Raw genomic sequence first — 10,099 nt, 5'->3', positions numbered from 1 at the left:
CAGACCAGACCCCGTTCAGGAGACACAGCATGAGCACCAAAGCCGTAACCGATGCTACTTTCGACGCCGAAGTGCGTCAGTCTGACACCCCCGTTCTGGTCGATTTCTGGGCCGAATGGTGCGGTCCGTGCAAGCAGATCGGCCCTGCGCTGGAAGAACTGGCCGCCGAATATGGCGACAAGCTGAAGATCGTCAAGGTCGATGTGGACAGCAACCCGGAAAGCCCGGCGTCGCTTGGCGTCCGTGGTATTCCTGCTTTGTTCATGTTCAAGGATGGTCAGGTCGTGTCCAATAAAACGGGTGCGGCACCCAAGGCCGCGCTGAAAAGCTGGATCGACGAAACTATCTGATTGTTAAGATGTTTCACGTGAAACAAGGCGGCGGGCTTGCGGGCCTGCCGCCTTTTATTATCGGGTGGATTGCCGCGACAGGCGGAACCTTGCCGGATGGCTGCGGGTTGTGACTGCAACTGTAACCAACCGAGAGGGGAAACCATGACCCCGCGCAAGATGATCCGCTTTGTTGCCGCTGCCGCTATTGCCGCCCTGCCCGTTTCAGGTGCTTTTGCGGCGATTGAATCCGCCGCATGGAACAATGCCAATCCGCGTGGCTGGTCTGCGGTATCCGGTGTTGATACCCGTTCGGTGATGGAATCCGTGCGCGATCAGACCGCCGTTGCGGCGGACCAGCCCTATTGCGATGTGACCAAGGCTGTCGAAGATACGCTGCGGCATGATTTTACGGAAAGTTTTGTCAGCGCAGGTGCGGATGACACCCAGCTTTGGGGGTCCGAGCAGATGGGAACCTGGACATTGGTGATGAATCGCGGTGATGGCACGGCCTGCATTGTGGCATCAGGTGTCGGTTATCAGACTGAAACCAGTCCGCAACGCTATTTCGCCCTTGCCGGGTTGCGCTGAGCCTGCCTTATATCGGCCAGACCGATCTGTCAGGTGCCGCAATGAACGCATATTCCCCCCTGAACGCCATGACTTGTGCAAAGGGGCGGTGCCAATGATCCGGGCATTGTGGATTGGGGGTGGCTGGCTGTCGGTGCTGCTGGGAGTGGTCGGGGTGTTTCTGCCGATCATGCCGACAGTGCCGTTCTTGTTGCTGGCCAGCCTGTGTTTCGCCCGAGGCTCGCCGCGCTTGCATCGCTGGCTGCGTCTGCATCCGCGCTTTGGTCGTTCGATCCGCGACTGGGAAGAACACGGCGCGATTCCAGCCCATATCAAGGTGATAGCGGTTACGGCCATGGCTGGATCTGTCGTGATCGGGGTCATGCTGTTGCCGCCTCTGGCAATCTGGGGGCAATCCATCGTGCTGTTTCTGGTGTCGCTGTTTGTCGTTACCCGGCCCGAACCGCCAAGGGGGACGCGCCGGAAACCGCGCAATGCGCCGAAAAATCTTGATATTTGATGTCTGATCGGCAAGCCTGCGGCTATCACGCAACCCCCTGAAGGATCTTGCCATGAGCAAACGTGACGACCTGATTGCGAAATATGCCGCCGATATGAAGGACAAGCTGGGCATGGCCCCGGATATGGACTTGCTGACCAAGGTGGTGATCGGCTGTGGCCCCTCGATCTATAACGCTGATGCCGAAACCGTTTCGGCCAGCGACCCTGATGAGGTTGCCCGCGTCAAGAACAACTTTCTGGTCAAGAAGCTTGGCCTTGCGGACTCGCCGGAGCTGGATGCCGCGATTGATGCGGTGTTCGAGAAATACGGCCGGTCCAACCGCAACAAATACCGCCCGGTGGTCTATTATCTGCTGACCGAGCATTTCGGCAAACAGGCAGTTTACGCCTGATCGGTTCGGGTGGGCGGTCAGACGGCCGCCTGCCCCATCTGCTGCCGGAAAAATGCCGAGCCGCGGGCAGCTACGGCCATTTCATCCGCTGCCGCCAGCAAAGCCGGGGCCAATTCTGTCATGCGTGTCTCGTCCAGCAGGATCGCTGGTCCGGCGATGGACAGCGCCCCAAGCGTCCGCCCGTCAGCCATCCGCACTGGCGCGGCCATTGCCGCCATGCCGGGAATGAAGCTGTTGACCGTCACCGACCAGCCTTGCGCCCGTGTTTGCGCCAGCCGGGCCAGAAACTCGGTTGCCCCCGATGGGGCACCCTGACCGGAACTGGCCTGCGCAAAGCCCTGACGCGCGACCTTTTCCAGCGCCTGATCGTCGCTGAGCGTTGACAGCCAGGCCAGACCGCTGGCTGAACTGGCCAGATGTGCCGTCGCCCCCTGCTCACGCCCCGGATCATAGCGCAACCCGGTCGTTGCGCCTTGTGCCACCGCCACCCACACCAGATTGCCGCCGTCAATTACGCTTAACCGCACAAGCTGCTGGCTGGTCGCGGCCAGACGGTCCAGCACCGGTTGGGCGATGTCGGTAATCCCGGCCTGTGCCAGATAAGACAGGCCAAGGGCGGGCAGTTTCATCCCCAGCGTATAGGCGCTGCGGGTGCCATCCTGATGCACATAGCCATATTCAACCAGTTGATTCAGCAGGCGATGTGTGCCGCTGGCGGGCAGGTCCAGCGTTTGCGCAACCTGTCCGACGGCCAACCCCTCGGGGTGGGCAGACAGCAGATCCAGCACCGACAGGCCGCGTTCCAGCGAAGAACTCATCTTCATCCCCCCCAGCAGATATGTTCCAGTTTGAAATGATATTCCGAAAGTTGCGCTCCGGCAATCGCTCACATAATCGGAATACAATTCCATTATTGACTTCAGTTTTAATTATGCGACAAGTGGACGCAGCAAAGGGGGCAGGATGATGCAATTGGATGGTGAAACGCGGCTGATCCCGATTCTGGGTGATCCGATCGGTCAGGTGAAATCCCCGGCGCTGCTGACGGCGGCGCTGGCACAGCAGGGGTTGAACGCCATCGTGCCGCCACTCCATGCGCCTGCGGCTGATTTCGCCGCTATCGTTGCCGGGTTGAAGCTGGTTGGCAATGTCGATGGGCTGGTCATTACCGTGCCGCATAAGTTCAGCGCGGCGTCGGTCTGTGACCGGCTGTCGGATCAGGCGCGCTTTCTTGGCGGTGCGAATGTCATCCGGCGCGAGGCTGATGGCGCTTGGTTTGGCGATCATTGCGACGGTCAGGGTTATGTCGCGGGGATCAGGGCGCAAGGTGGCGAGGTTCAGGGGCGATCTGTTCTGCTGATCGGTGCAGGCGGCGCCGGTTCAGCAATTGCTTACGAGTTTCTGCGCCAAGGGGCGTCTGAACTGGCCATCCATGATGCCGACACCGTGCGGCGCGACAGCCTGATTGCGCGGCTGAACGGCGAGTTTTCAGGTTGCGCACGGGCGGGCAGCATGGATCCGGGCGGCTTTGACATTATCGCCAACGCCACGCCGATGGGGATGCAGCCCGATGATCCGCTGCCGGTTCAGACCGATCGCCTGAATGCCGCGCAATTCGTCGCCGATTGCGTGACCCGCCCCGAGATCACCCCGATGATCGCCGCCGCGCGGGCTATTGGCTGCAACACCATGACCGGGCTGGGCATGTTCAACGGCGTGGCCGAACGCATGGTCGCCTTTTACACCGCCACCGCGCGGTAATTTGTCCGAAACTGGGAGGGATAGGACATGAAACGACGCAATTTCATTGGTATAAGCACTGCTGCACTGCTGGCGCTGGCAGCCCCGGCGTTGGCGCAGGATTACCCTGCGCGGGAAATCACCGGCATCATTCAATGGGGTGCGGGCGGGGCGACCGATACGGTCAGCCGCGCCTTGCAGCATGACGCCGAGCAGGCTTTGGGCGGACGTATGGTCATGACCAACCGTTCCGGCGGTTCCGGGGCCATCGGGATGCGCTTTGCGCAGGCGCAGCGGGCCGATGGCTATACGCTGTTGTTTGGCGCTGAAAATCCGCAGCTTTACAAGGTGTTGGGCCTTGCCGATGCGGATTACGGCGATTTCTTCCCGGTCAACCTGCCGGGGCGTGGTGTAGTCGTGCTGGCGGTCCCGGCGGATTCGCCTATTCAGGATATGCAGGGCTTGCTGGACGCTGCGCGGGCCAATCCGGGCAAGCTGCGGATGGGGTCGATGGGACCGGGCAGCCTGTCCCATGTCACCGAAACGATGGTCAAAACGACGGGCGATTTTCAGGTGACGTCGGTGCCATTTGACGGCGAAGGCCCCGGCCTGACGGCGATGATGGGGGGTGCGGTGGATTTCATCCCGGCCAGCCTGTCAGCGGCCAAGCCGATGCTGGATGCGGGCCGCATCCGCGCCATTGCCGTTGTCAATGCCGGGGAAATCAGCCAGTTACCCGGCGTCCCGCCGATCACCGACACCCTGCCCGATCTGGCACGTTTCCTGCCTTGGGGGCCGTTCTATGGCGTCTTTGTGGCCAAGGATGCGCCGCAGGACGCCCGTGACAAGCTGGTCGCCGCCTTTCATACCGCCGCGCAATCGCCGGATTTCGTTGCGCTGATGGAAAACCGGGGCAATGTGATGATGAATGTCTCGGGCGATGAGGCGCGGGCGTTTCTGGACAATTGGCAGTCGGTCACAAGCTGGCTGCTGTATGAGGCCGGAGCGACGAAACATTCCCCGGAAGATTTCGGCATCCCGCGTCCATGACCAGCGACCGGAATCAGTATGACGTGATCGTTGTCGGCTCGGGTGCGTCCGGGCTGGCGGCGGCGGTGACGGCGGCCGAAGCCGGGCTGTCGGTGCTGGTTCTGGAAAAGCACCATCAGTTCGGCGGCACAAGCGCATGGTCAGGTGGCTGGCTGTGGGTGCCGCGGAACCCGCTGGCGGTTCAGGCCGGGATCGTCGAGGAGGCCGACACCATCCGCAGCTATCTGCGGGCGGTGATTGGCAATCACTATGACGCGCCCCGGATCGACGCCTTTCTGGAGGCCGCGCCGGATATGGTGGCGTTTTTCCGCGACATCGGCATGGAATGGGTGGCGGGCAACACCATCCCCGACATGCTGGGCGATCTGCCCGGCGCGGGGGTTGGCGGACGGTCTGTCACCGCCGCGCCGTTTGACGGGCGGCGGCTGGGGCGCGACCTGCACCGGCTGCGCCCGCCGAAACCGGAAACGGCGTTCTTTGGCATGGGCATCGCCTCGGGGGCTGACCTTGGGCATTTCCTGCGGGCAGGGCGTTCGCTGCGGTCCTTCGCCTATGTCACGCGGCGGTTCCTGCGCCACATCTGGGACAGCGCGACGGTCGGGCGCGGGCGGCTGTTGGTGAACGGCAATGCTTTGGTGGCGCGGCTGGCACGGCTGGCGCTGGATCGCGGTGTCGAGATTCGCACCGAAGCGCCTGTCGCCGCCCTGCTGCGAGAGGGTGAGCGGGTCAGCGGTGTGCGTTTGGGCGATAATGCCGAAATCACCGCACGGTATGGGGTCGTTCTGGCGGCGGGTGGTTTTCCCGCCGAACCTGCGCGACGGCAGGCATTGTTTCCGCACACACCCACCGGGGCTGAACACTGGACCGCTGCCCCGCCGGAAAACACCGGCGACGGGCTGACCCTTGGCGAAGGCGCGGGCGGGGTGATCGACACCGATCTGGCCCATCCGGCCAGTTGGGCGCCGGTGTCGCTGGTGCCGGGGGGTGGCCATTTCCCGCATCTGATCGAGCGCGCCAAGCCCGGCATCATTGCCGTGACGCTGGACGGCAACCGCTTTACCAATGAGGCCGACGGCTACCATCAGGTTATCGCCGCGCTTCTGGCCGCCACGCCGCAGGGACAGCAGCCGCGATGCTGGCTGATCGCGGATCACCGCTTTGTGCGGCGTTACGGGCTGGGCCATGCCAAGCCTGCGCCGGTGCCGCTGTGGTCTGCGCTGTGGTCGGGCTATCTGAAAAAAGGCCGGACGCTGGCTGATCTGGCCGCCGCCTGCGGGATCGACGCGGCGGGGCTGGCCGCCACCGTGGCCGAATACAACCGCCACGCCGAACGGGGCCGCGACCCTGCGTTTCACCGGGGCGAGACGCCCTATAACTGCATCAACGGCGACCCTGACCACGACGGCCCGAACCCCTGCGTCGCGCCGATCATCCAAGGCCCGTTCTATGCGGTCGAGGTGCTGCCCGGCAGCCTTGGCAGTTTCGCCGGGCTGGCGACCGATGCTCGCGCGCGGGTGCTGGACGGTGCGGGCCAGCCGGTGCCGGGCCTTTATGCGGTCGGCACCGATGCGGCCAGCGTTATGGGCGGCACCTATCCGGCGGGGGGAATTAACCTTGGCCCCGGCATGACATTCGGCTTTATCGCCGCGCAGGACATCGCTTCACGAAAGGAAAACTCATGAAATATTACGAGCTTGCCATCCTGTTCCTGCCTATGGGGACAGCTCCCAAGGCCATCGAGGGCGTCCCTGCCTTTGCAAACGAGGGCGCGGGCCGCTTTCTGGGCATGTGGATGGTCGATACCGGTCGCCTGAACCGCATGTTCGTGCTGCGCGGGTTTGACGATCTGGCGCAGATGATGGCGGAACGCAAACGCACGCATGAAAGCACCAGCCCCTTTGGCTGTGGCGACGTGCTGGGCGATCTGTCGCTGGACAGTTTCGAGGCATTTCCCTTTATCGCCCCGGTCCAGCCCGGTGAATATGGCGGCGTCTATGAGTTCCGCACCTATCCGTTCAAGCTGGCCGGCGGTTTCCCCGAAACGGCGGCAAAATGGGAACAAGCCCTGCCCGAACGGGAAAAGTTTTCCAAATGCCTGCTGGCGGCACGCGCTCTGGATGGGCGCCCGCGTTTCCTGAACATCTGGCCCTATGCCGATATCGCCGCACGGTCCAAGGCGCGGGCGGATTCGGTCGCCGCCGGAATCTGGCCGCCTGCGGGCGGGCCGGCCTGGCTGAAATCGGAAATGGAATCGGAAATCGGGATTCCGGCGGCGGGGTCTCCGCTGCGCTGATGATGGAAACGCCCCGCATCTGCGGGGCGTTTTGCCTTACAGGTCATCCGGCGTCGGCAGCCCGGCGGCATGACGCGCCACGCGCCAGCCAAAGACCAGCGCTGGTCCGATGGTCGTGCCAGGCCCCGGATAGGTTCCGCGAAAGATGCTGGCCGCGTCATTGCCGACCGCATAAAGACCGGGGATCGTGCCACCCTGCCCCTGAACCTGCCCGTGAATATCGGTGACGATCCCGGCGCTGCTGGCCAGATCGGCCGGGCGGACCTGCACGGCATGGAACGGTCCCGGCCCGATGGCGCGCAGGCAGGGGTTCGGCCCGACCGAGGCATCGCCGTTGAAACGGTTCATCACGCTGGTGCCGCGCCCCATCGGGTCATCGCCGGTTTCCGCCGCTTGGTTATAGGCGGCAACGCTGTCGGCCAGCCCCGCCGCATCGACGCCAATCGCACCGGCCAGCCCGGTCAGATCGGCTGCGCTGACGACATATCCCGCCTTTTGCAGCCGCCGCAGCCCGCGCCCGCCCGGCAAGACCAGACCAAGCCCGTAACGGCGAATGAACGCATCGTCACAGATCAGCCAGGCCGGGAACGCCCCCTGCGCAATCTGGCCCATGCTGAAATCATGGTAGCTGTTGCTTTCGTTCACGAACCGCCGCCCCTGCGTATTTACCGCCAGCAGGCCCGGTTTGGCCCGGTCCAGCAGGATATGCGGCCAGACCGCCAGATGACCATCGGCCCGGCGATAGGACGAAACCGGCATCCACAACGCCGGGCTGTCGCCACCATCGTCAAGCCGCCCGCCCACCGCCTGCGCGGCATCCGCCCCGTCGCCGGTGTTGGTTTTGGGGGCAAGTGACAGATCGCGCGTTTCAGGCGGAAACAGTGCCGCCCGGATCGCCGGGTTCCACGCCACGCCGCCAGTGGCCAGCACCACCCCGCGCCGCGCCCGAACCCGGACGGGGCCTTGCGGCGTGGTCAGTTCAGCGCCGGTCACACGGTCGCCCTCGCGGATCAACCGGGCCAGCGGCGCGTCATAGATCACCGGCACGCCACGCGCACGCAGGCTGAACAGCAGCCGCGCCACCAGCGCGTTGCCCATCAGCAGCCGTGTTCCGCGCGGGTGGCGCAGCCGGTCGGCCAGATAGCGCAGCACGATCCCCGCGCCCTGCCGGAAGTTCGCGACCGATCCAAAGGGATTCAGCAGCGCGTCCAGCTCGTTCCGGCCAGCCATCATGCCGCCAAGGCCCAGAAACTCGGGCCTTGGGGCGCGGATGCGGGCAAAATCGGCACCCAGCAGCCGCCCGTCAAAGGCCAGCGGTCCCATGGCCCGCCCGCCATAGGCCGCCCCCGGCCCGTCCAGATAATCGGGATGCGCAGCAGCGGCGGCGAATTGCACCTGCGTTTCGTCCTGAAACTGCGCGAATGCCGCCCGGGCCGAGGCCAGAAACGCCTCGCGCAGATCGTCGCCGCCGCGATTGCCGACGACATGGCGCAGGAAGGTATCCGCATCAGCGGCGCTGTCACCGGTCAGCGCGTTCCCCGGCACCCAGACTGTCCCGCCCGAAGTCGCCGTGGTGCCGCCGACCTGATCGGTCTTTTCCGCGATCAGCACGTCCAGCCCATTCAGCGCCGCGATCAGTGCCGTGCCCATGCCACCCGCGCCCGCGCCGCAGATCAGCAGATCCGTTTCACGATCCCATTCCATTGTCGCCCCCTTATGCCGCGTCCAGAACCGCGTGGGTGGTATCATAAGCCCGTTGTGCCGTATCTTCGGGCGACAGGCGGTTCGTCCGGTCCGCCACCTCGACCGAGATCATCACGCCGGGCGGAATCGCCCGCGCCAGCCCGGTCAGATCAATGCCCCCTGCCCCCGGCATCAGCCGTGCGCCGCGCGCAATGGCGATCAGCCCTTCGTCGCTGGGGTCGTAATCGGCGGGACCATCGCAGAACTGAACATAGTTGATCCAATCGCGCGGCAGGTCGCGCACCTGATCCGGCGTCGCGCCCGCGCGGTCATAATGCAGCGCGTCGATCAGCAGGCCCACGTTTGGCGCACCCGCTGCCTGAATGATCCGCCGCGCAGTGGGCAGGTCAGGAACGGCGGTCCAGGGCATGAACTCCAGATCGGCGGTCATATTGAACTGCGCCGCAGTGGCGCAGAACCGGGCATAGTTGTCGGTCAGCCGTGCTTCGTCCCGGTCGTCCCCGGCCACCAGCACGTGCCGCGCGCCAAGCTGGGCGGCGCGGTCCAGAAACGGCAGCGTGGTGGCAACGTCGAACCCTGCGCCAAGGCGGATAATTTCCACATCCGCCACCGCCAGCCCGGTATCGCACAGTGCCGCCAGCGTCTCGGTCAACAGGGCGTTGTCGGTCAGGATCGGATAAGGCCCTTCACCCTGAAACGCAGCAGGCAGCAGGCGCAGCCCGACCGCGGCGAAACCAGCTTTGGCCGCCGCCTGAATCATGGTGGGCGGTGATACATCGGGCAATGTCAGAAAAGCCAGCGACAGCGGATGTTTGGCACCCATGATCCCCTCCCCGGATGGCTGATGCCCGTCCGGGGTAGCGGATCACAAAACGGAATACAATTCCAATTTTGATTCTTGTTCACGCTTGTGGGGCAGTAGGGTCCGGCTCTTCGGGGGTTGCAGGCAAGTCGCGCGGGGAAATCAGTGTGTAAACCGTCGGCACGATGAACAGGGTGAACAAGGTACCAACGGTGATGCCGGAAAAAATCACCAGCCCCATGGCAAAGCGGGCTGCCGCCCCTGCCCCGTCGGCGGTCATCAGCGGCACCACACCCACGGCGGTGGCGATGGTGGTCATCAGGATCGGGCGCAGCCGCAGCCGGGCGGCCTGAACCATCCCGGCTTCGCGGCTCAGGCCAAGCTCATGCCGCTGCTGGTTGGCGAATTCGACCAGCAGGATACCGTGTTTGGTGATAATCCCGATCAGCGCCAGCATCCCGATCTGCGTATAGATGTTCAGCGTGCCAAGCCCGATGTTCAGTGGCACGATCACCCCGAAAATTGCCAGTGGCACGGTCATCAGAATGATGAACGGGTCGCGGAAGCTCTCGAATTGCGCCGCCAGCACCAGATAGATTACCACCAGCGCCAGACCAAAGGCGGCGATGATGCCTGAACCTTCGGTCTTTTCGGTGCGTGACTGGCCGGAATAGTCGATAAAGAACCCGTCGGGCAG

12 protein-coding genes are annotated in these 10,099 nt (G+C 64.0%); 8 read left to right on the top strand and 4 right to left on the bottom strand.

Going from position 1 to position 10,099, the window contains the following annotated elements; genetic code table 11:
• The first annotated feature begins 29 nt into the window (after positions 1 to 29).
• From trxA to Q4G24_RS09175, 4 genes are all read left to right on the top strand, one after another.
• Positions 30 to 350 carry a thioredoxin gene (trxA, locus tag Q4G24_RS09190; RefSeq protein WP_303366226.1) on the top strand — a complete coding sequence of 107 codons (321 nt, stop codon included), beginning with the start codon at positions 30 to 32 and terminating at the stop codon, positions 348 to 350.
• Between the two features lie 144 nt (positions 351 to 494).
• A complete protein-coding gene (locus tag Q4G24_RS09185; protein WP_303366225.1) occupies positions 495 to 920 on the top strand; it encodes a hypothetical protein in 426 nt (141 codons plus the stop codon).
• A gap of 94 nt (positions 921 to 1,014) precedes the next feature.
• A complete protein-coding gene (locus Q4G24_RS09180; RefSeq protein ID WP_303366224.1) occupies positions 1,015 to 1,419 on the top strand; it encodes a YbaN family protein in 405 nt (134 codons plus the stop codon).
• A 52-nt stretch (positions 1,420 to 1,471) separates the two neighbouring features.
• Positions 1,472 to 1,813: a DUF2853 family protein gene (locus tag Q4G24_RS09175; protein ID WP_303366223.1), complete on the top strand. Its 342-nt coding sequence runs from the start codon at positions 1,472 to 1,474 to the stop codon at positions 1,811 to 1,813.
• Between the two features lie 17 nt (positions 1,814 to 1,830).
• Here Q4G24_RS09175 and Q4G24_RS09170 read toward each other — a convergent pair whose 3' ends face one another.
• On the bottom strand, positions 1,831 to 2,631 hold the full coding sequence (locus Q4G24_RS09170; protein ID WP_303366222.1) for an IclR family transcriptional regulator: 801 nt from the start codon (positions 2,629 to 2,631) through the stop codon (positions 1,831 to 1,833).
• A gap of 145 nt (positions 2,632 to 2,776) precedes the next feature.
• On the opposite strand from Q4G24_RS09170, the gene Q4G24_RS09165 reads away from it, so the two are divergent.
• Genes Q4G24_RS09165 through Q4G24_RS09150 form a run of 4 tightly spaced genes read left to right on the top strand, consistent with a single transcriptional unit; the run spans position 2,777 to position 6,896 of the window.
• Entirely contained in the window at positions 2,777 to 3,574 is a 798-nt protein-coding gene (locus Q4G24_RS09165; protein WP_303366221.1) for a shikimate dehydrogenase, read from the top strand.
• A gap of 27 nt (positions 3,575 to 3,601) precedes the next feature.
• A complete protein-coding gene (locus Q4G24_RS09160; RefSeq protein WP_303366220.1) occupies positions 3,602 to 4,603 on the top strand; it encodes a tripartite tricarboxylate transporter substrate binding protein in 1,002 nt (333 codons plus the stop codon).
• Positions 4,600 to 6,285 carry an FAD-dependent oxidoreductase gene (locus tag Q4G24_RS09155; protein WP_303366219.1) on the top strand — a complete coding sequence of 562 codons (1,686 nt, stop codon included), beginning with the start codon at positions 4,600 to 4,602 and terminating at the stop codon, positions 6,283 to 6,285. Before Q4G24_RS09160 ends, Q4G24_RS09155 begins: the two co-directional genes overlap by 4 nt.
• The gene (locus Q4G24_RS09150) at positions 6,282 to 6,896 is read left to right on the top strand and encodes an NIPSNAP family protein (RefSeq protein ID WP_303366218.1); all 615 of its coding nucleotides are present in this window, start codon (positions 6,282 to 6,284) and stop codon (positions 6,894 to 6,896) included. Before Q4G24_RS09155 ends, Q4G24_RS09150 begins: the two co-directional genes overlap by 4 nt.
• Before the next feature lie 36 nt (positions 6,897 to 6,932).
• Here the strand turns inward: Q4G24_RS09150 and Q4G24_RS09145 are convergent, their stop codons facing one another.
• The 3 genes from Q4G24_RS09145 to Q4G24_RS09135 all read right to left on the bottom strand — a co-directional run.
• Entirely contained in the window at positions 6,933 to 8,600 is a 1,668-nt protein-coding gene (locus tag Q4G24_RS09145) for an FAD-dependent oxidoreductase (protein WP_303366217.1), read from the bottom strand.
• 10 nt (positions 8,601 to 8,610) lie between these two features.
• Entirely contained in the window at positions 8,611 to 9,423 is an 813-nt protein-coding gene (locus tag Q4G24_RS09140; protein WP_303366216.1) for a sugar phosphate isomerase/epimerase, read from the bottom strand.
• 79 nt (positions 9,424 to 9,502) lie between these two features.
• The coding region (locus Q4G24_RS09135; RefSeq protein ID WP_303366215.1) for an efflux RND transporter permease subunit at positions 9,503 to 10,099 on the bottom strand (597 nt) is incomplete at its 5' end.

Origin of the sequence: Paracoccus sp. (in: a-proteobacteria) (assembly GCF_030538695.1) — a bacterium.
In the GTDB taxonomy this organism is placed as follows: domain Bacteria; phylum Pseudomonadota; class Alphaproteobacteria; order Rhodobacterales; family Rhodobacteraceae; genus Paracoccus.
This window is presented reverse-complemented; position numbering and strand designations above follow the sequence as displayed.

Bases quoted from the DNA above. Each gene is read 5' to 3' on its own strand.
- trxA (WP_303366226.1), top strand. From the start codon at position 30: ATGAGCACCAAAGCCGTAACCGATGCTACTTTCGACGCCGAAGTGCGT.
- Q4G24_RS09185 (WP_303366225.1), top strand. From the start codon at position 495: ATGACCCCGCGCAAGATGATCCGCTTTGTTGCCGCTGCCGCTATTGCC.
- Q4G24_RS09180 (WP_303366224.1), top strand. From the start codon at position 1,015: ATGATCCGGGCATTGTGGATTGGGGGTGGCTGGCTGTCGGTGCTGCTG.
- Q4G24_RS09175 (WP_303366223.1), top strand. From the start codon at position 1,472: ATGAGCAAACGTGACGACCTGATTGCGAAATATGCCGCCGATATGAAG.
- Q4G24_RS09170 (WP_303366222.1), bottom strand. From the start codon at position 2,631: ATGAGTTCTTCGCTGGAACGCGGCCTGTCGGTGCTGGATCTGCTGTCT.
- Q4G24_RS09165 (WP_303366221.1), top strand. From the start codon at position 2,777: ATGATGCAATTGGATGGTGAAACGCGGCTGATCCCGATTCTGGGTGAT.
- Q4G24_RS09160 (WP_303366220.1), top strand. From the start codon at position 3,602: ATGAAACGACGCAATTTCATTGGTATAAGCACTGCTGCACTGCTGGCG.
- Q4G24_RS09155 (WP_303366219.1), top strand. From the start codon at position 4,600: ATGACCAGCGACCGGAATCAGTATGACGTGATCGTTGTCGGCTCGGGT.
- Q4G24_RS09150 (WP_303366218.1), top strand. From the start codon at position 6,282: ATGAAATATTACGAGCTTGCCATCCTGTTCCTGCCTATGGGGACAGCT.
- Q4G24_RS09145 (WP_303366217.1), bottom strand. From the start codon at position 8,600: ATGGAATGGGATCGTGAAACGGATCTGCTGATCTGCGGCGCGGGCGCG.
- Q4G24_RS09140 (WP_303366216.1), bottom strand. From the start codon at position 9,423: ATGGGTGCCAAACATCCGCTGTCGCTGGCTTTTCTGACATTGCCCGAT.